Annotated in this window: 19 protein-coding genes; 4 read left to right on the top strand and 15 right to left on the bottom strand. The window is 63.9% G+C overall.

Translation table 11 applies throughout. The features are described from left to right. Positions 1–123: 123 nt before the first annotated feature. Positions 124–591, bottom strand: a complete 468-nt coding sequence (mscL, locus tag T331_RS0103230; RefSeq protein ID WP_008494875.1) for a large conductance mechanosensitive channel protein MscL — start codon at positions 589–591, stop codon at positions 124–126. A gap of 237 nt (positions 592–828) precedes the next feature. Here mscL and T331_RS0103225 point away from each other — a divergent pair, with 237 nt between their 5' ends. Beyond that, the gene (locus T331_RS0103225) at positions 829–1,077 is read left to right on the top strand and encodes a hypothetical protein (protein WP_026439009.1); all 249 of its coding nucleotides are present in this window, start codon (positions 829–831) and stop codon (positions 1,075–1,077) included. A 255-nt stretch (positions 1,078–1,332) separates the two neighbouring features. Here T331_RS0103225 and T331_RS0103220 read toward each other — a convergent pair whose 3' ends face one another. Genes T331_RS0103220 through hemW form a run of 4 tightly spaced genes read right to left on the bottom strand, consistent with a single transcriptional unit; the run spans position 1,333 to position 6,473 of the window. Then, positions 1,333–2,637 carry a TldD/PmbA family protein gene (locus tag T331_RS0103220; RefSeq protein ID WP_026439008.1) on the bottom strand — a complete coding sequence of 435 codons (1,305 nt, stop codon included), beginning with the start codon at positions 2,635–2,637 and terminating at the stop codon, positions 1,333–1,335. After that, positions 2,634–3,899: a M16 family metallopeptidase gene (locus T331_RS0103215; RefSeq protein WP_026439007.1), complete on the bottom strand. Its 1,266-nt coding sequence runs from the start codon at positions 3,897–3,899 to the stop codon at positions 2,634–2,636. The genes T331_RS0103220 and T331_RS0103215 overlap by 4 nt, the downstream gene beginning before the upstream one ends. Position 3,900: 1 nt before the next feature. Further along, positions 3,901–5,295: a threonine synthase gene (thrC, locus tag T331_RS0103210; RefSeq protein WP_026439006.1), complete on the bottom strand. Its 1,395-nt coding sequence runs from the start codon at positions 5,293–5,295 to the stop codon at positions 3,901–3,903. 29 nt (positions 5,296–5,324) lie between these two features. Next, positions 5,325–6,473, bottom strand: a complete 1,149-nt coding sequence (hemW, locus tag T331_RS0103205) for a radical SAM family heme chaperone HemW (protein ID WP_081822127.1) — start codon at positions 6,471–6,473, stop codon at positions 5,325–5,327. A gap of 115 nt (positions 6,474–6,588) precedes the next feature. On the opposite strand from hemW, the gene T331_RS0103200 reads away from it, so the two are divergent. The 3 genes from T331_RS0103200 to T331_RS0103190 all read left to right on the top strand — a co-directional run bounded on the left by T331_RS0103200 (position 6,589) and on the right by T331_RS0103190 (position 8,494). Further along, positions 6,589–6,939, top strand: a complete 351-nt coding sequence (locus tag T331_RS0103200) for a carboxymuconolactone decarboxylase family protein (RefSeq protein ID WP_026439004.1) — start codon at positions 6,589–6,591, stop codon at positions 6,937–6,939. A 200-nt stretch (positions 6,940–7,139) separates the two neighbouring features. Beyond that, positions 7,140–7,832: a histidine phosphatase family protein gene (locus tag T331_RS0103195; protein WP_026439003.1), complete on the top strand. Its 693-nt coding sequence runs from the start codon at positions 7,140–7,142 to the stop codon at positions 7,830–7,832. Continuing rightward, on the top strand, positions 7,829–8,494 hold the full coding sequence (locus tag T331_RS0103190) for a lipid-binding SYLF domain-containing protein (protein WP_026439002.1): 666 nt from the start codon (positions 7,829–7,831) through the stop codon (positions 8,492–8,494). The genes T331_RS0103195 and T331_RS0103190 overlap by 4 nt, the downstream gene beginning before the upstream one ends. 56 nt (positions 8,495–8,550) lie before the next feature. On the opposite strand, the gene T331_RS0103185 is transcribed toward T331_RS0103190, so the two are convergent. The 10 genes from T331_RS0103185 to T331_RS19000 form a co-directional block, all read right to left on the bottom strand. Continuing rightward, complete coding sequence (locus T331_RS0103185; RefSeq protein WP_051622068.1) at positions 8,551–9,852, bottom strand: Glu/Leu/Phe/Val family dehydrogenase; 1,302 nt, start codon at positions 9,850–9,852, stop codon at positions 8,551–8,553. Positions 9,853–10,077: 225 nt separating this feature from the next. Beyond that, positions 10,078–10,890: a transporter gene (locus tag T331_RS0103180; RefSeq protein WP_026439000.1), complete on the bottom strand. Its 813-nt coding sequence runs from the start codon at positions 10,888–10,890 to the stop codon at positions 10,078–10,080. A gap of 245 nt (positions 10,891–11,135) precedes the next feature. Further along, positions 11,136–13,508, bottom strand: coding sequence for a TonB-dependent receptor (locus T331_RS0103175; protein WP_026438999.1), 2,373 nt, complete (start codon positions 13,506–13,508; stop codon positions 11,136–11,138). Next, positions 13,490–14,575 carry a pyrroloquinoline quinone biosynthesis protein PqqE gene (pqqE, locus tag T331_RS17145; RefSeq protein WP_035179009.1) on the bottom strand — a complete coding sequence of 362 codons (1,086 nt, stop codon included), beginning with the start codon at positions 14,573–14,575 and terminating at the stop codon, positions 13,490–13,492. Before pqqE ends, T331_RS0103175 begins: the two co-directional genes overlap by 19 nt. Next, positions 14,572–14,847 carry a pyrroloquinoline quinone biosynthesis peptide chaperone PqqD gene (gene pqqD / locus T331_RS20205; protein WP_008494861.1) on the bottom strand — a complete coding sequence of 92 codons (276 nt, stop codon included), beginning with the start codon at positions 14,845–14,847 and terminating at the stop codon, positions 14,572–14,574. The genes pqqE and pqqD overlap by 4 nt, the downstream gene beginning before the upstream one ends. Next, a complete protein-coding gene (pqqC, locus tag T331_RS0103160) occupies positions 14,838–15,587 on the bottom strand; it encodes a pyrroloquinoline-quinone synthase PqqC (protein WP_008494860.1) in 750 nt (249 codons plus the stop codon). Before pqqC ends, pqqD begins: the two co-directional genes overlap by 10 nt. After that, a complete protein-coding gene (gene pqqB / locus T331_RS0103155) occupies positions 15,584–16,513 on the bottom strand; it encodes a pyrroloquinoline quinone biosynthesis protein PqqB (RefSeq protein WP_026438998.1) in 930 nt (309 codons plus the stop codon). Before pqqB ends, pqqC begins: the two co-directional genes overlap by 4 nt. A gap of 38 nt (positions 16,514–16,551) precedes the next feature. Continuing rightward, positions 16,552–16,629, bottom strand: a complete 78-nt coding sequence (gene pqqA, locus T331_RS20595; RefSeq protein ID WP_008494857.1) for a pyrroloquinoline quinone precursor peptide PqqA — start codon at positions 16,627–16,629, stop codon at positions 16,552–16,554. 87 nt (positions 16,630–16,716) lie between these two features. Continuing rightward, entirely contained in the window at positions 16,717–17,118 is a 402-nt protein-coding gene (locus tag T331_RS0103145; protein WP_234730365.1) for a c-type cytochrome, read from the bottom strand. Positions 17,119–17,134: 16 nt separating this feature from the next. After that, positions 17,135–17,899 (bottom strand): transporter substrate-binding domain-containing protein, encoded by a 765-nt coding sequence (locus T331_RS19000; RefSeq protein ID WP_008494854.1) that lies wholly within the window; start codon positions 17,897–17,899, stop codon positions 17,135–17,137. Positions 17,900–17,948: the final 49 nt, after the last annotated feature.

Genomic DNA, 17,948 nt, shown 5'->3' with positions numbered 1-17,948 from the left:
CGCAGCATTAATGAAATGAATTGTTTAACTGGCCATATGTCGATTTTGGAATGACGAGAGACGGCCGGCCGGCGCAACGCTGTGCGCCTCCCAGGCCGCCATGCCCAGGAGGAGGGCTGCGGCTCAGACCGTGCCCTTATCCTTCAGCAGGTCGCGGATTTCGGTCAGCAGGGTCTCGGTCGGCGTCGGCGCCGGGGCGGCGGCCGGCGGCGTCGGTTTCTTGTAGATCTTCTGCACCATCCGGACCATCCAGAAGATCGCCGCCGCGACGATCACGAAATTGATCACCGCATTGATGAACACGCCATAATTCAACGTGACATCACCGGCCTTCTGGGCATCCGCCAAAGTGAGCGCCGGGGTGCCTTTGAGGATGATGAAATGATTGGAGAAATCCACCCCGCCGGTGATCAGCCCGATGATCGGGTTGATCACGTCCTTGACCAGCGAGCTGACAATGCCGGTGAAGGCGGCGCCGATGACGACACCAACCGCCAGATCGACGACATTGCCGCGCATGATGAAGGCCTTGAAGTCATCCACCCAGCTGGGGGCCTTCAGCTGCACCGGGAATTTGGACGTGTCGGACATCGGGCTCTCCGCGTTGGTTACGTTTCACCATGTACGCGCCGGATCGCGCTTCGCAACCCTTTTTAAACCAATCCGTTCTGGACCAAGCCCCCGCGCATTGCCGGCAATTTTTCGTAAGCCCTTGAAAAGAAAAACGTCTATCAGCGCACCCCGTCCCGCAGGCGGATCGATCGGCGGTTTGGCTTGCGCAACGCGGCGCGCCTTTGAGACAAGGGCAAGACCAAACAGGAGAGATGGATGTTCAAGAAATCCCTGATGCTGGCGATGGCGCTGGCCCTCGCCGGCTGCGGCCATGGCACCGGGCGCACCACCGGGACGGCCGCGGGTGGCGCGGCCACGGGGGCGTTGATCGGCATTGTCGGCGGGCCGATCGGCGTGGTCGTCGGGGCGGGCATCGGTGCCGGCGCGGGCGCGCTGGCCGGGTCCAACACCACCCCCAAGCAGGTCAATCTCGGCCAGGCGCCGTGGGATAAAAAGGGCAATTAACCCCGATATGCCGGGCGCCTGCAGCGGCGCCGGGCATGTCATGGCGGGGTCTGCCTTAAAAATCCGAAACGAAATCAACGCGCCGGTCGCAACGACTGACAAAAAACTCAGGCTTTTTTAAGCCACCATTCATCGCCGGCAGCTTAGCTATTCCGCGCAGTCTGCCCATGGCCCACCACCTCCATGTTCCAGCTGCCGGGTGATGGGCCGTGGTGGCCCATCACCTGCGTGTCGCGCGGGCGCGAAAAGCCGGTGTCAGGCGCCGGCCAGGGTCATGCCGTCCAGCCGCAGCGTCGGCGCATCGGTGCCGCGCTTGAATTCCAGATCGCTGGCCGGCGTCAGGTTCAGGAACATGTCCTTGAGGTTCCCGGCAATGGTAATCTCCGCCACCGGCTCGGCGATCTGCCCATTGCGGATCATGAACCCGGCCGCCCCGCGCGAATAATCGCCGGTGAGGCCGTTGATGCTGGAGCCCATCATCTCGGTCACGTACAGCCCTTCGGCGATGTCGGCCATCAACTGCTCAGGGCTCAGCCGCCCCGGCGCCATGTAGAAATTCGAGAGCCCGCCGGCATGGGCGTTGGTCTTCAGCCCGAGCTGGTTGGCCGAGCGCGTATCCAGGATCCAGCCCGTCAGCACCCCGTCCGCGATGAAGCTCATCTGCGCCACGCGCTGGCCCTCGCGGTCAAACGGGCGGGAGCGGCGGCCGCGCACTTTCAGCGGGTTGTCGATGATCTCCAGCCCGGCGGGGAAAATCCGCTGGCCCAGCGCATCCTTCAGGAAGGAGGTGCCGCGCGCGATCGAGGCGCCGGAAATCGCCCCGGCCAGATGGCCGAGGATGGAACCGGAGACCCGCGGATCGAAGATCACCGGCAGCCTGGCGGTGGCCGGGCGCCTGGGGTTCAGCCGGGCCAGCGCGCGGGCGGCGGCATTGCGGCCCAGCTGCGCCGGGTCGGCCAGATCCGCGCCATGGATCACGCTGTCATAATCATAATCGCGCTGCATCGCGGTGCCGGTGCCGGCAATGGCGGTGACGGAGACGCTATGCGCGGTGCGGGCATATTCGCCCAGAAACCCATGGCTGGTGGCCAGCACCGAGACGGCGCGCGACCAGCTGGCGGAGCCACCTTCGGAATTGGTGATGCCGGGCACGCCCATGGCAGCGTCCTCAGCCTGGGCCGCGCGCGCGATCAGCAGATCAGCGCTCGGCTCAACCGGGTCTTCAAGCTCCAAAAACCCGGCATCCAGAGCCGGCGGCGCCTCGGGGATTTCCGCATACGGGTCCTCCGGCACCACTTTCGCCATCGCCACCGCCTGCGCGGCCAGGCGCGCGAAGGCGCTGCTGTCGATGGAGCTGGCGGAGACGGAGGCCGAGCAGCGCCCCAGGAACACCCGCAGGCTCAGCTCGGTGGTCTCGGCGCGCTCGGTCTCCTCGGTCTTGCCCAGCCGGCGCTGCACGCCGACCGAGGTGCCCTCATACAGCCCGACCTCGGCGACATCCGCCCCGGCCCGCTTCGCCGCTTCCAGCAGCCCAGCGGCGGCGTCGGAGAGCGCGCTCATGCCGCCAGCCGGTCGATGATGGCGGAGAATTTCGGCACCTGCGCCACCGGGCCGATGGTGGCCAGAGTGGGTTTCTGCCGGAAAATCTTGGCGGCCGAGGCGCGGATATCCTCCACGGTGACGGCATTGATCTTGCCCACGGTCTCCTCAACCGGGATGATCCGCCCGAACACCTGCCATTGCCGGGCCAACTGCTCGCAGCGGCTGCCGGTGGACTCCAAGCTCATCAGCAGCCCGGCCTTGAGCTGCGCCCGGGCGCGGTTCAGCTCCGCCTCGCTGACGGAACGCTGCACCTTCTCCAGCTCCTCCAGCGTCACCGGGATCAGCTCGGCGGCCTCGGATTCACCGGTGCCGGCATAGATGCCGAACAGCCCGCCATCCTGCGCCGGGGCGGTGAAGCTGTAGATGGAATAGACCAGCCCACGCTTCTCCCGGATTTCCTGGAACAGGCGCGAGGACATACCGCCGCCCAGCAGAGTGGAGAGCAGCATGGAAGGATAATAATCCGGCTGGCCATAGCCCGGCGCATCGAAGCCCAGCACGATATGCGCCTGGTCGAGATCCCGCAGCTCCCGATACTCGCCGCCCATATAATCGGCTTCCATCGGCGCGGCGCGCTCGGCGCGCGGCAGATCGGCGAAATGGCGCTGGGCCAGCTCCACCACCTGCTCATGGTAGAGATTGCCGGAAGCGGCGATGACCATGTTCTCCGGCGTGTAATGCTGGCGCATGAAGCCGGGCAGCGCCTCGCGCTTCATGGTGCGGATGATCTGCTCGGTGCCCAGCACCGGCCTTCCCATCGGCTGCGCCGGATAGGCGGCGGACTGGAAATGGTCGAAGATGATGTCGTCCGGCGTGTCGTTCGCCTGGCCGATCTCCTGCAGGATCACCCCGCGCTCGCGCTCCAGCTCCTCCGGCTCGAAGCTGGAATGGCAGAGAATATCGCCGATGATATCCGCCCCCAGCGCCAGATCCTCCTTCAGCAGCTTGACGTAATAGGCCGTCTGCTCGCGCGAGGTATAGGCGTTGATATGGCCGCCGACATTCTCGATCGCCTCGGCGATATCCGCTGCCGAGCGCCGCTCGGTGCCCTTGAAGGCCATATGTTCGAGGAAATGCGCCACCCCGTTTTCGGCGGCGGTCTCGTGCCTTGTGCCGGCCCCGACATAGGCGCCGAAGGACACGGTTTCCACCCGTTCCATGCGCTCGGTGAGCACGGTCAGGCCGGAGGGCAGCGTGGTGATGGAAACCTGTTCAGGCATTTCAGTTCCTGTTCGCAAAATTCCGCACCAAGGTTTCGATCTGGTTGAGATCGGCGCCGGCGCGGGTGAATGTCTCTTTCCTGTCATATAGGTCGGAAAGATGGTTTGGGAGGGGCGGGCGAATGCCGACCGCTTTTTCAATCGCATCCGGGAACTTCGCCGGATGCGCGGTGGCGGCACAGATCACCGGCAGGCGCCCCGTGTCGCAATCGCGCCCGGCGGCGAGGCCGATGACCGAATGCGGGTCCGCCAGATAGGCGCTCTCGGTATAAAAACGCTTGATTTCCGCCAAAGTCGCCTCGTCCGACAGGCGGTAGCCCTGGAATTCATGGGCGATGGCGCGCCAGACCGGCGCCTCCACCGTCATTTTCCCGGTGCTGCGGAAATCCGCCATGGTCTTCGCGGTCAGCAGCGCATCCCGGCCCAAGAATTCGAACAAAAGCCGCTCGAAATTCGAGCTGACGCCGATATCCATGGAGGGCGAGAGGCTGGGCTCGACCTCATGCACGGACATGTCGTTCTCCGCCAGGAAGCGGGAGAGAATATCGTTGCGGTTGGAGGCGACGATGAATTTGACGATCGGCAGCCCCATCTGCTTGGCCGCCCAGGCCGCCAGGATATTGCCGAAATTCCCGGTGGGGACAGAGACCGCCACCTCCCGCTCCGGCGCGCCGAGATTGAGCGCGGCATAGACATAATAGGGGATCTGTGCGGCGATACGGGCGAAATTGATGGAGTTGACGGCGGAGAGATTCATCTCCGTCCGGAACGGCGCATCCGCGAACATCGCCTTCACCAGATCCTGGCAATCGTCGAAATTCCCGTCGACCGCGATGTTGAGCACGTTATCCGCCTGCACCGTAGTCATCTGCCGGCGCTGCACCTCGGAGGTTTTGCCGTACGGGTGCAGGATGGTGATGTCGATATTCTTCCGGTTGGCCACGGCCTCGATGGCGGCCGAGCCGGTATCGCCGGAGGTGGCGCCGACGATGCGGACTTTCTCGCCGCGCTTGGCCAGCACATGCTCGAAAAGATGCCCGACCAGCTGCAGCGCCATGTCCTTGAAGGCCAAAGTCGGGCCGTGGAACAGCTCCAGCGCGTAGAGATTGGTCTCCAGCTGCACCAGCGGCACGATCGCCGGATTGGCGAAATCCGCATAGGCGAGCTTGCACATGGAGAGCAGCTCAGCCTCGGAGACGCTGCCCGCCGCGAACGGGGCGATGACCTTGGCGGCGAGTTCGGGATAAGGCAGGCCGCGCAGGGATTTCAGCTCCTCGGCGGAGAAGCGCGGCCAGCTCGCTGGCATATAGAGCCCGCCATCGCTGGCGAGGCCGGCCAGCAGCACGCCGGCGAAATCCATCTCCGGGGCCTGGCCCCGCGTCGAAACATAGCGCATCGAAATTCCCTTAATTGCGGCTGGCTATACTATCTGCACAGGGCCGGCAGCAATGCGTCCAGCCGTTTGATGCCTTGCGCGGTGGCGGCCAGCCGGTCCTCGGCGAAGGTGAGATAGCCCTCGGCGAGGCACTCATCGAGGATCTCCGGCTCGATGGCATCCAGCAGGGCAATGCCGGTGCGGGCGGCGAAGTGCGGCGCGGCGATGCCCTCGCGCAGCCGCAACCCCATGATCAACGCCTCGCGGGCGCGGTCCTGGGCCGGAATGTCCTCCTCCAGCGTGGTGCCGTGGCCATGCGCGGCGACGCGCTCCATCCAGGGCTCCGGGGCGCGATGGCGGGTGGTGGCCAGCAGCCGGCCGCCCAGAGAGAGCCGCCCATGCGCGCCGGGGCCGATGCCGGCATAATCGCCATAGCGCCAATAGGTCATGTTATGCCGGCTCTCACCGCCGGGCTTGGCATAGTTGGAGACTTCGTAGCGCTGCAATCCATAGCGCCCGGCCTCCTCGGCGGTGATGTCATACAGCGCCTCGGCCTCGTCCTCATCCGGCAAAGTGAACTCCCCCCGGGCGTGGAGGGTGGCGAATTTGGTGCCGTCCTCGATGGTGAGCTGGTAGAGGGAGAGATGATCCGCCGCCAGATCCAGCGCCTGGCGCAGCTCCGCCCGCCACGATTTCTGATCCTGGCCGGGCCGGGCATAGATCAGGTCGAAGGAGATGCGGGGGAAGATGCTGGCCCCCAGCTCGATGGCGGCGATGGCCTGCTGGGCGCTGTGCTGGCGGCCGAGAAATCGCAGCGCTTCGATTTCGAAACTCTGCACGCCGATGGACACACGGTTCACCCCGGCCTGGCGATAGGCCTGGAACTTCGCCGCCTCCACGCTGGTCGGGTTGGCTTCCAGCGTGATCTCGGCCTCCGGCGCCAGGCTGAACACCCGCCCGGCCTCCTGGATGAGTGCCGCCACGCTCTCCGGGTCCATCAGGCTCGGCGTGCCGCCACCGAAAAAGATCGAGCCGACCTCACGCCGCCCCAGCCGCGCCGCCTCATAGCCCAGCTCCGCCGTCAGCGCCGCCAGCATCTGCGCCTGCGGCAGGCTCTCGCGCACATGGGAGTTGAAGTCGCAATAGGGGCATTTGGCCAGGCAGAAGGGCCAATGGAAATACAAAGCCAGCTGATCCATGCCGCCCGGCATAGACCGATGCGCCGCGCGGTGCGAGTCCGCACCGTGTTTTGCGCAAGGTCAAGGCGGTGCGGCGTGCCGCGCTTATGTTCGCGGCACTTTCAGGAGACAGGACATGATCCAGGACTGGACGAAGCTGATCGAGGCCATGAATGGCGGGGTGAAAACGCTGCGCCAGGGCGCGCCGGAGGCGATGAAAGGGTTTGCCGCCCTCGCCCAGGGCGCCCATGCCGGCACCGCGCTGGACCAGAAAACCAAGGAGCTGATCGCACTCGCCATCGGGGTGGCGACGCGCTGCCAGCCTTGCATCGCCTATCACGCCCAGGCCGCCGGCACGCACGGGGCCAGCCGGGCGGAGGTGCTGGAGACGATGGGCATGGCGATCTATATGGGCGCTGGCCCCTCCGCGATGTACGCCGCCCAGGCGCTGGAAGCCTTCGACCAGCTCACCCCACCCGCCGCATAGGCGCCCTTCGCCGGGGGTGGTTGGCAAGACCGCATCGCGCGCTTAATCCCAAAGCGCATGGAGACGCGGTTTTCAGAGCCTATACCGGCCCCGATGCGGACACGCATAAGCCGGTTTTGCGCCATAATCTTCGTCTTCATGCCTGACGCAGACGCAATCAGGCGCGGCGCGGCGGCGGCGTGCCCAACCGGAGACTGAGCATGCACCGCTTCTGGCTCATCCGCCACGCTTTGGTCCACCGGGACAATCTGGCCTTCCTCTACGGCACCGACGACGTGCCGGTATGCACCGACACGATGGCGGCACAGGCAGCGGACTATGCCGCCCTGGCCGCCCGGCTGCCGCGCCCGGCCCGGCTGGTCTGCACCCCCCTCACCCGCACCCAGCTCACCGCCGATGCGCTGCAGCGCGCCGGCTATCCGCAGATGCCCCGGCTGATCGAGCCCGCCTTCATCGAGCAGGATTTCGGCGACTGGCAGGGCGTGCCGATTTCCACCTTCGATGCCCGCGGCCATGATGAGCGGCATCCGTTCTGGCCGATCCATGCCGCCGAGACACCGCCGGGCGGGGAGAGCTTCGCGCATCTGATCGAGCGCGTCGGCGCCGGGCTGGAGGCGCTGCGGGAAAGTGCCCAGGGCAGCGATACCATCATCGTCAGCCATGGCGGGGCCATCCGCGCCGCCTGCGCCTCTGCGCTGGGGCTGACCCCGCATCAGGCGCTCTGCCTGCAGATCGACAATATCTCCCTCACCCGGCTCTCGCATGGGCCGCGCGGCTGGCGGGTTTTGTCGGTTAATGAACATTCATCCACCCAAGCTTGCCGCTTCGAGGCCGCCACCCCACCTGCAGCAACACGGCAAGACGCGCCCAAACCCGAAGGAGTTCTCTCATGAAGCGCCTGCTTCTCGCCGCGGCCCTCGCGGCCGGCACCGCCGCCCCGGCCCTGGCCGCCAATCCGCAACATCTGGTCGATAGTTCCACCTTGGCGCTGGAAGACATGATGGGCGGCGCCCAGGGCTCCCAGGCTCAGGAGTTCCTGCGCAAGGCCAAAGCCGTCGTGGTCTGCCCGAACGTGTTCAAGGCCGGCTTCTTCTTCGGCGGCGAAGGCGGCGGCTGCGTGATGAGTGCCCGCACCGCCGATGGCGGCTGGTCCAACCCGGCCATCTATTCCATGGGCGCGGGCAGCTTCGGCCTGCAGATCGGCGTGCAGAACGCCGAGGTGATGATGATCATCATGACCACGGGCGGGCTGAACGCGCTGCTGAACTCGCAATTCAAGATCGGCGCGGATGCCGGGCTTTCGGTGGCGACTTTGGGGGCCGGCGTGAATGGCGCCATGTCCACCGCCACCAATGCCGATATCATCAGCTTCTCCAAGAGCCAGGGGCTCTATGGCGGCGTCTCGCTCTCCGGCACCGTGCTCTCCAACAATGCCGGCGCCGAGCAGCAATATTACGGCCAGCAGCTGGATGCGCGGCAGATCGTCGTTGATGGCCAGGGCAATAATCCCGGCGCCAACCCGCTGCGCCAGACCTTGCAGCGCTACGGCGGGTAAGCCCTGCCCCTCGCGCGAATAAGCCGCCCTCCTCCCGGAAGGCGGCTTTTTTCATCTCAGGGATACAGCCCGCGCTCGTTGCGGGCCTGCAGGATGCGCTCGCACGCCACCACGAAGGCGCCGGTGCGCAGGCTGAATCCATGCCGCTCGCAGGTGGCCCAGATATGCGCCAGCGCCCCGGTGATGATCTTGTCCAGGCGCAGATTGATCTCTTCCTCGCTCCAGAAGAAGGACGAGAAATCCTGCACCCACTCGAAATAAGAGACGATGACGCCGCCGGAATTGCAGATCACGTCCGGCAGCACCGTGACACCGCGCGCGGCGAGAATATCATCCGCCCCCGGCACGGTCGGCCCGTTGGCGGCCTCTAGAACCAGGCTGGCGCGCAGCCGTTCGGCGCGGGCCTCGGTGATCTGGCCTTCCAACGCGGCGGGGATGATCACATCCACCTTCGCGTCCCAGAACTCCTCCAGCCCCAGCACCTCGCCGCCACGAAACCCGGCGACGCTGCCTTTTTCCAGCACATGCGCGGTCAGCGCCGGCACATCCAGCCCGTTATCATTATAGACGCCGCCGCCATGGTCCTGCACCGCCACCACCTTGGCGCCGGACTGCGCGAACAGCTCCGCCGCATTGGCGCCGACATTGCCAAACCCCTGGATCGCGATGCGCGCCCCGTCCATCGGCAGCTTCAGCCGGCGCATCGCCTCGCGCCCGGTGACGAACACGCCGCGCCCGGTCGCCTTCACCCGCCCGAGCGAGCCGCCCAGGCTGATCGGCTTGCCGGTGACCACACCGGTGGCCGTGGCGCCGACATTGGCGGAGTAGGTGTCCATCATCCAGGCCATGATCTGGCCGTTGGTGTTCACATCCGGCGCCGGAATATCGCGCTGCGGGCCGATGATGATGCCGATTTCGCTGGTATAGCGCCGGGTGACCTTTTCCAGCTCCCGCTGCGACAACTGTTTCGGGTCCAGCCTGATGCCGCCCTTGGCGCCGCCAAAAGGCAGATTGACCGCGGCATTCTTGATCGTCATCCAGGCCGCCAGCGCCATCACCTCTTCCAGCGTCACGTCCGGATGGTAGCGCACGCCGCCCTTGCCCGGGCCGCGCGAGAGGCTGTGCTGCACCCGGTAGCCTTCGAAATGCGCGATGCTACCGTCATCCATCTCGATCGGCACATCGACGATCAGCACCCGCTTCGGGCGTTGCAGCGTGCCGGACCAGCGGGCGAGATCGCCCATATAAGGCAGCACGCGGTCCACCTGCGCCAGATAGGTGCCCCAGGCGCTCTGGCGCGTCGGCGATACGTAAGACAGGCTGGCGCCTGGCAAGAAACTTTGCGGATGATCGGCCATTCCATACTCCTCTGCTGACGATTGCTTCGCCTTGCGCCCATAATCGGGCGAGAGTCATGACGCGCGGGCCGCGCCATGATGGAAAAGCTACACCTAAGCTCAAGCGTCGTCAGGGGCTTAACGCCGCGTTTCAACGCAGCCTTGTTAAAGCCGGGAAGCTCAGCAACGCCAAAAAGGCATGGGGCGTTCCGCCCCCATGCCCTGTCTTCGTCGTCTTACGGCAGCTTAGCTGACCGGAATAATGAACCGGAACCAGAAGCGCGTGTCGTTGCCGAGATAGCCCGTCTGGGTAACGTCATGGGTAAGGTAGGATTGCAGAACCACCTTGCCGAAATTATAGCCGACCAGACCGCCCATCGCGAATTGATGCTGCTTCTGGTAGCCGGAATAGGGTGAGCTTGTGTCCGTTGAATAATAAGCGACCGGGCCGAAGCTCCAATTGCCGAAACTCTTCGTCGCGGTCAGATCCAGGTTGAGATAATTCGGCACCTTGGAGGCATTGACCGAGGAGTTATTCACCTCATTGCCGATGATCAGATTGGCGGAGAGATTGAGGCCATTCCCCGTATAGGACACCGCGAAGCGCTGATTGATGGTGGTGGCGTCATTCGCGACCGGGCTGGAGAGCTTCGGGTAGGTGCCGAGCAGATAGGACACGCCGATATTGTTACCGAGATCCCAGGCCAGCTGGCCGGCGAACCAGGGATTATACCAGCCCTGCACATGCGCGCCGGGCACGCTCGCCTCGGCCAGCGGAAAGGCGGCGTAAAGCTGTACGCGCGCGCCCAGCAGATGCACTGGGGTGGACCAGGCGACAACCGGGATGGTCACCCCCAGCGCTTCCTTGCCGAGATTACCGTAATCGGTGGTGTCCACCAGATACACGCCTTGCGGCAGCGGCGTGCCGGGCGCGAGGCCGATGGTCTCACCGGGCTGGGTGACGGAACCGGCGAAGGCCGGCACGGCAAAGCCCGCGAGAGCGGTGCCCGCGAGCAAGGCCAGCGCCCGGGCGGTATGGGTACGAGATTGGATCTTCATGAAACCCCCTGCATATCGACAAATCGGTCTGCGCCGCTTTGTCTCTTGGTTTTGACTTGGACGTCCCGGCCTTGATTTTTTTGACCGGGGCGATGCGAGACCCCGGTGTTCCGGGCGGCCCGCATCGCGTCATCGTCTCAGCAGGATTCGTGCCAAAGAAAGTTCTTGGGTTTTACTGGGGAATTCACGAGATAGCTGGGATTTGAGCTGTCACGTTTTTCATCACTGCTTCGAAACGCAACAGCTCAGAAGGTCAGTTTCATTCCCGCCGTCACCGCCACCGGCGCGCCGATGGAATAGCTGCGCGGGTTGCTGTAATTTGGCGCCGGCGCGACATAGACGCCGCCAACGCTGGAATAGGTGCCGTAAACAAAGTAGCGCTGGTCTGTGACGTTATCGATACTGCCAAACAAAGTGAGATGCGGTGTGACGCTGTAGCGCGTGTTCAGATCGATCAGCGCATAGCCCGGCAACGGCTTATCGAGATTGGCGGCATCGCCGTAGAGATAGCTGCCCGTCTGCGCGGTGCCGCTGAAGCCCACACTCCAGCGCGGGGTGATCTTGTAATCCGCGCCGAACTTGATGAGATTTTTCGGCACGCCCGGCAGAAAATCGCCGCTATTGACGGTGATATTGCCGCTCGCATCGGCATTCGGGCTGTTGCTGCGCTCGATAAAGCTGGCGCCATAGGTCGCCTGCACGCGTGAATAGGATGCGTAGAGATGCCATTTGGCGCTATCGAACTGCGCCGCGAGATCACCGCCGCGCCGGTGCACGCTGCCGATATTGGAGAAATAGCCGTTGCCTTGCGGATTATAAGGCGATTGCAGGAATTCGATGTCGTCTCTGGTTTCATCATCATAAACATCCTCCTGGATGCTGAGGAAATTCAATCCGCCGACAACGAACGTCCCACGCAGCCCGGCCTGGAAATTCTGCGAGACGATCTGCTTCAGCGCCGGATCGCCGGACATGAAATTCGCCAGGGCACAGCTATCAAGCGGGCTGGCGCAGGAGAGTTCAGCCGGGGTCGGCGCCGCGTTCTGCACAGACCAGCTGCCATAGAGCGTCACCGCGCGCGTGAGCGCGTAGGCCATGCCGACCGAGGGGTTGAAATGCTGATAATAATGGCTGCCATTCAGCCCGCCCGGCGCGGCGTTGGGGTCGTAACCACGCTCATTATGCAAGGCGATCTGCGCGATATTGAACCGCCCGCCCAGCGTGAGGGAGAGTTTTTTGGTGAGGTCGATCGTATCCGTCGCGTAGAGCCCGTAATAGGCGTTGCGCAAGCCTACATTCACCGGCACGTTGCCGGGCTCATCGACAGGATAGCCAAGTCCGGTGCCGGGCAGCGCATAATAATCGCGCGTGCTCAGCGACAAGGCGCCATCATAAGCCGCGGCGCCGTAGGTGCTGTAGCCGCCATCATAACTGAGCCCTGCGACGAGCTGGCCCAGCGCGCCCTTATGGGTGATCTGCGCGGAGGCGCCATAGCCGTTGGTATTGGTGGTGTTGAGGTTGAGCTGCCCGTAGGCATTATTGCCATTCGGCAGATATTGCGGAATGATGCCGCCGCCGGCCGCCGTGGAATAACTCCCCCCTGCCCCGCCCTGGCAGAGATTTTGCCCATCGCCGCAGGGAAGATCGTTGGGCCCGTTGCCGTTGAGCAGATGCTCCCAGATGTTCTCGTAATAGAGCACCGCCTGCAGCGAGGTATCGCGGCTCAGCTGCAGATCCAGCGTACTGCTGAGGCGCAGATATTTATCGTTGATGGAATTCGGGCCGGTGAATTGCGCGTTGGGATCCGCCGCCAGCACCTCCACCGGCACCGTGCCAGGGCCATGCAGCCCGGAATTACCGGCGATGAGATTGATATGCAGCGCCGCAGCGCTGCCGCGCCAGCCGAGATCCGCGTAGGCGCTCTTGATGTCGGAACCTTGCGCATCGCGCCAGCCGGTATTGCGGGCGGCAGAGATGTCAACATACGCGGCTGCATTGCCAACCTGCTTGCCATATTCAAAATGGCCAGCAATCGTGCCGAAGGAGCCGCCTTGCAGCTCCAGCACGCCACCCGGGGCGGTGAAGCCGTTTTTCATCTTCACATCGATGGCGCCGCCGAGCGCGTTGAGGCCGAAGAGCGGGTTGCCATCGACCAGATCGAAGGAATCGATCGCGTCGTCAGGCAGCACGCTCCAGAGCGCCAGATCGCCAAAGGGCGTGTTGAAGCGCGCGCCATTCACATAGACCGAAAGCCCGGCCGGCGTGCCCTGGATAGGGGAAAGCTCGTAGCCGTGGTAAAGCACGCTCGGCTGATACGGGTTGGCCTGGCTGTTCTGCAGATTGACGCCGGCGGCTTGCCGCGCCAGCGCGCCGGTGAAATCCGTCGCCCCTTGTTTGGTCAGATCCTGCGCGGAGAAGCTTTGCACGGCGGTCGGCCATTTCTGCAACGGCACGCCGCCGCCCAAGGGCGAAACACCGATGTGAACGTTAATGACCGGCGGGGTGGTGTCAGTTGAGCTGTCGCTGGTCTGCGCCATCGCCAGTCCGGGAACCAGAGCCGCACTGGCGAGAAGCAGGCGCCTGGTGCGGCCCGCCAAAATCATGAAACGCGCCGCCATTTGAAGTCACCAGGCTCTTGCTGCGCCTCTGCCGCCGCCATCGCGTTCATGGCCGCGTGACGCGGGGAGCGCGAACAGACTGGGTCGGTCGCCGCCGCATCGCCGGTGATGGCCATTGCCTGGCAGCGGCAGCCGCCCCAATCGATTTCCTTCAGCGCACAGCTGGAACAAGGCTCCTGCATCCAGCCGGTGCCGCGAAATTTGTTGAAGGCGTCGCTGCCTTCCCAGATTTCTCGCAAGGGCAGATCATCGGCGCGCGGGAAGGTCAGGCCGGGGATCGTCTCCGCCGCATGGCAGGGCAGCACCCGCCCATCCGGGGCGATGTTGAGCATTTTCTGCCCCCAGCCGCCCATGCAGGTTTTCGGCAGATCCGCGTAATAATCCGGCACCACGTAATCAATCACCATGCGCGCGCCGATTTCCTCACGCTTGCGCGCCACCAGCGCATCCGCCGCCTCGAACTGGGCGCGGGTGGGGATCAAAGCGGCGCGGTTTTCCAGCGCCCAGCCATGATATTGCACATGCGCGATTTCCAGCCGGTCCGCATCCAACGCCAGCGCCAGATCGATGATCGCTGGCAGTTCCTCAAGATTCTGCCGATGCACCACCGCGTTGATGGTGAGTGACATGCCAATCTGCGTGACCAGCTTCGCCACTTCGAGTTTCTTCTCGTGCGCGCCTTTGTAATTGCCGATCCGGTCGGCATTCGCCGCCTCCGCGCCTTGCAGGCTCACCTGCACATGACCCAGCCCCGCCTGCGCGTAGGCGCTGAGCTTGTCCCTGTTCAGCAGCACGGCGGAGGTGATCAGGTTGGCGTACATCCCGCAATCGGTCGCATGCGCGATCAGCGCAGCCAGATCCGACCGCAGGCTCGGCTCGCCACCAGAGAAATGGATCTGCAGCACGCCCATCGAAGCCGCCTCGCTGATCACCCCGCGCCAGAACGCCGTGTCACGCTCCTTGTTCGCCTTCAGCATCTCCAGCGGGTTGGAGCAATAGGGGCATTGCAGCGGGCAGCGATGGGTCAGTTCCGCCATCAAGGCGAAAGGCGGTGCGATAGAGCTCATAGCGTGACCAAGGCGGACTCCGCCAAGCCTTCCAGAAATTCCCTGACATCGCCGTCGATCTCCTCGACCGGCGCCTGATAGCGCGCGGCGAGCAGCGCGACGATGTCAGCGATATTGCGTTGCCCGTCACAGGCGGTGACGATGGCATCGGCAATCTCGTCGAGCACGACGACACGCTCCGGGGCCATCAGCACGGCGGTGTCACGGGCCTTGTCGAACTGGCGGCGCACCCCGCGGCGCAGGCGGGGGACGGTCTCGCCGGTTACGCGCACCGCGCCAGCGCCGCCTCGGCGCCAAACGCATCGAGCGGGACATGACCCGGCGTGACGTAGGCGGCATACAGCGCATCCAGCTGCGACCAGAGCACATCGCATTTGAACCGCAATGCGGCGATCACCTGGTCCTGTTCGGCGCGGGTGGTGGCGTGGTGCTTCACATAATCCAGGGCGAAATCCGCATCGCGCGGCGCCTGGGTGAGGCGGGCGTTGAAATAGACCAGCGTATCCTTCGACACCCATTCATAATTCGCCAACATGCCGGCGACACGCTCGGCGATGATGGTGGGTGAGAACATTTCCGTCAGCGAGGACGCCACCGCTTCCAGCAGCGAGCGGTCGCGCACGAAATGCACATAGGCATCCACGGCAAAACGCGTCGCGGGCAAGATGCCCTGGGTCGATTCCACGTAGGCGGTCTCCAGCCCGACCCCTTCCGCCAGACGCAGCCAGCGGGCGATGCCGCCATCGCCTTCGCGCTCGCCATCATGGTCGATGATGCGCTGGCGCCAGGCGCGGCGGGAGGCGGCATCCGGCAGGCGGGAGAGCACGATCGCGTCCTTGATCGGAATGCAGGCCTGGTAATAATAGCGGTTCAGCGCCCAGGCCTGCACCTGGGTCTGGTTCAGCTTGCCGCCATGCAGCAGCTTATGAAACGGATGCAGACTATGGTAGCGCGTGGCGCCGACATTGCGCAGTGCTGCCTCAAGCTCGGCATGGGAAAGCATATTCGTCATAACGTCACCTCCATTCCGTCATAGGCAACGTCCCAGCCATTTTCTTGGACTTTTTTGGCTTCCTTGGAATCGTCGCACAGGATCGGATTTGTATTGTTGATATGAATGAAGACCTTGCGAGTCTGCGTCAATGCGGAAAATGCGGCCATCGTGCCGGCTTCACCCGAAACGGAAATATGCCCCATGCGCGCGCCGGTTTTTTGGCTCAAGCCAGCATCGATCATCTCGCGATCCTGCCAGAGCGTGCCATCGAAAAACAGAATATCAGCTTGTTGAGCGCGCGTTAGAATATCCGGCGTCACGTAGGCGCAGCCGGGAATGAAAAGAATCCTGTGTCCGGCCTCATCCTTTACGGACAGGCCGATGACGCTGTCATCGCTCACCAGGGCCGCGAGGTCCCGCCCCGCCTCCTGATAGAGCGGCAATTTTCCAGGCACCGGAAAGGCTTCCACCGAAAGCCCGAGGCTTTGCCCCGCCGCATCGCGCAGCGCCACCGGCTCGTTCACGCGCAGACTCTCCTGGCGCACCAGCGCCGGATTCATCACGCTGAACACCTGGTTACCGTTCAAAATCGCCTGGACGAAATCCTGCGCATAAAGCCGGAATTCATGCCCCTCGCGCAGCGTCAGCAGCCCGGCGATGCAATCAATATCCCCGCCGGAAATCACCACAGCCGCCACTGGATTATTCCGGGCCGGGCCATCATGGTCAGGATGCAGAATGACATGGTCGCGCAGCTGGGAGGGAAGATCCGGGCTGGCATTCAAAAGCACCCAGCGCACCCCATCCGCGCTAACGGCGAGAGAGGCCTGGGTTCTGGGCTTCACGGCCGGATCCCCGGCCCGCGCCCGGCGGCAGCCCTTGCAATGACAATTCCATTGCGGAAAGCCGCCGCCCGCGGCCGATCCAAGCACAATTACACGCATGGGAGAGACGTGGCCTATGCCTGGATCGGTTGCCTCACTTACTTGCGGGTCGCGGAGACGTAAGAGTTGATCTCAGCGCCGATACAAATCTGCTTCACGGTCGGTTTACGCCACATTGTCCATTCCTCCTTGGTTATGATCCGGCGCGACATCGCGCCCTTATTTGCAAACCGCTTGCAAATTTCATTCACCCTTGCCGGGTGTTATTTCACCTGAGAGACCAGCGGCGTGCTGTCGCCCATCGCCTTATCGTAATTAAGGGCGGTGCTGCCGGCAGGGTAGCCGTTGGTCTTCAGGATATAAGCGAAGATGTCCTCATACTGGGTATGGGTCAGGCTGCCCGGCTGGCCGGCGGGCATCTGCTGGGCCATCTCGGTGAAGAGTGCGCCGACGGTATAGTTGTTGCTGGCGGAGGCGAAGGCCTGGCCAACCAGGGCCGGGCCGGCGCCGCCTTCCATCTTCGCGCCGTGACACATGGCGCAATTCTGCGCATAGGCATCGGCGCCGGCGGTGGCCTGCGCATCGGTATAGATCGCCGGCGGGGTTGCCGCCTGCGCCGCCACCGCGCCCAGGGACAAGGCCAAACCGAGGACCGCAATCTTCATATTTTTCATACTCTTCTCACTCTTCCATGCCTGAGACGCCGTGAGCCGGGACGTCATAGGGTTTGACCAAAGCCCCTAGCTGTCGCGATGCAGCAAGCGCTTCGATCGCCTTATTGAACGCCCTGACCTCTGGTTTATTCTGCGCCGATTGCGGATACAGAGCAACAACGTTCCAGTTTGCGTAGGGCATGTTCAATTCCGCGACATGCAGACTTTGCGGATGCGCGGCCAGCTGCTGGTTCAGCCAGGGCCGCCAGATCAGCGCGGTGTTCACCTCGCCGTTCAGCACGGCGCCGAGCAGCTGATCGTTGGTGTAATAGACATGCTCATGCGCCATCGTCGCGGTGGTGAAATAGGTCTCCGCCGGCGACATGTTCAGCACCCCGATCGTGCCTTTATGCAGCAAGCCCTTGAAGCCGCCGGAGACATCCCCCTGCGCGACGGCGACAAAGCCGGTGCGCGCATAAGGGCGCGAGGCCGCCAGACCGGCGGGGACATTGCCGCCGCCATCTTCAAGCGGAAAGCCCATCACCAGGTCGCAATTATGCACCAGCGCCTTGATGGCTTTCATGTTTTCGCCATGGCCGGCATCGTCATCGCCGCCGGTCTCGGATTTCAGCGAATCACGTTCGATGAAGACCGCAACCTCTCCCGCCTTTTGCGCCGCGGCCCGCGCCACCGCCATGTCGGTCGGCAGCATCGGGTTGGCCTTGTCCACGCAGAATGTGATGCTGCCCGCGTGGGCGAGGCCGGGGCAAAGCAATGCCGCCGCGAGCAGCATTGCACCGGAGGCAAAAAGTCCCGACCGCTTGCGCGGCCGGGTCAGGTTA

The organism is Acidocella facilis ATCC 35904 (assembly GCF_000687875.1).
Classification (GTDB): domain Bacteria; phylum Pseudomonadota; class Alphaproteobacteria; order Acetobacterales; family Acetobacteraceae; genus Acidocella; species Acidocella facilis.
The sequence above is the reverse complement of the archived record's forward strand: the minus strand, read 5'-3'. Positions and strand labels throughout refer to the sequence as shown.

Excerpts from the sequence above, each read along its gene's own strand:
- mscL (WP_008494875.1), bottom strand. The coding sequence starts at position 591 with ATGTCCGACACGTCCAAATTCCCGGTGCAGCTGAAGGCCCCCAGCTGG.
- T331_RS0103225 (WP_026439009.1), top strand. The coding sequence starts at position 829 with ATGTTCAAGAAATCCCTGATGCTGGCGATGGCGCTGGCCCTCGCCGGC.
- T331_RS0103220 (WP_026439008.1), bottom strand. The coding sequence starts at position 2,637 with ATGAGCGCGCTCTCCGACGCCGCCGCTGGGCTGCTGGAAGCGGCGAAG.
- T331_RS0103215 (WP_026439007.1), bottom strand. The coding sequence starts at position 3,899 with ATGCCTGAACAGGTTTCCATCACCACGCTGCCCTCCGGCCTGACCGTG.
- thrC (WP_026439006.1), bottom strand. The coding sequence starts at position 5,295 with ATGCGCTATGTTTCGACGCGGGGCCAGGCCCCGGAGATGGATTTCGCC.
- hemW (WP_081822127.1), bottom strand. The coding sequence starts at position 6,473 with ATGGATCAGCTGGCTTTGTATTTCCATTGGCCCTTCTGCCTGGCCAAA.
- T331_RS0103200 (WP_026439004.1), top strand. The coding sequence starts at position 6,589 with ATGATCCAGGACTGGACGAAGCTGATCGAGGCCATGAATGGCGGGGTG.
- T331_RS0103195 (WP_026439003.1), top strand. The coding sequence starts at position 7,140 with ATGCACCGCTTCTGGCTCATCCGCCACGCTTTGGTCCACCGGGACAAT.
- T331_RS0103190 (WP_026439002.1), top strand. The coding sequence starts at position 7,829 with ATGAAGCGCCTGCTTCTCGCCGCGGCCCTCGCGGCCGGCACCGCCGCC.
- T331_RS0103185 (WP_051622068.1), bottom strand. The coding sequence starts at position 9,852 with ATGGCCGATCATCCGCAAAGTTTCTTGCCAGGCGCCAGCCTGTCTTAC.
- T331_RS0103180 (WP_026439000.1), bottom strand. The coding sequence starts at position 10,890 with ATGAAGATCCAATCTCGTACCCATACCGCCCGGGCGCTGGCCTTGCTC.
- T331_RS0103175 (WP_026438999.1), bottom strand. The coding sequence starts at position 13,508 with ATGGCGGCGCGTTTCATGATTTTGGCGGGCCGCACCAGGCGCCTGCTT.
- pqqE (WP_035179009.1), bottom strand. The coding sequence starts at position 14,575 with ATGAGCTCTATCGCACCGCCTTTCGCCTTGATGGCGGAACTGACCCAT.
- pqqC (WP_008494860.1), bottom strand. The coding sequence starts at position 15,587 with ATGACGAATATGCTTTCCCATGCCGAGCTTGAGGCAGCACTGCGCAAT.
- pqqB (WP_026438998.1), bottom strand. The coding sequence starts at position 16,513 with ATGCGTGTAATTGTGCTTGGATCGGCCGCGGGCGGCGGCTTTCCGCAA.
- pqqA (WP_008494857.1), bottom strand. The coding sequence starts at position 16,629 with ATGTGGCGTAAACCGACCGTGAAGCAGATTTGTATCGGCGCTGAGATC.
- T331_RS0103145 (WP_234730365.1), bottom strand. The coding sequence starts at position 17,118 with ATGAAGATTGCGGTCCTCGGTTTGGCCTTGTCCCTGGGCGCGGTGGCG.
- T331_RS19000 (WP_008494854.1), bottom strand. The coding sequence starts at position 17,899 with ATGCTGCTCGCGGCGGCATTGCTTTGCCCCGGCCTCGCCCACGCGGGC.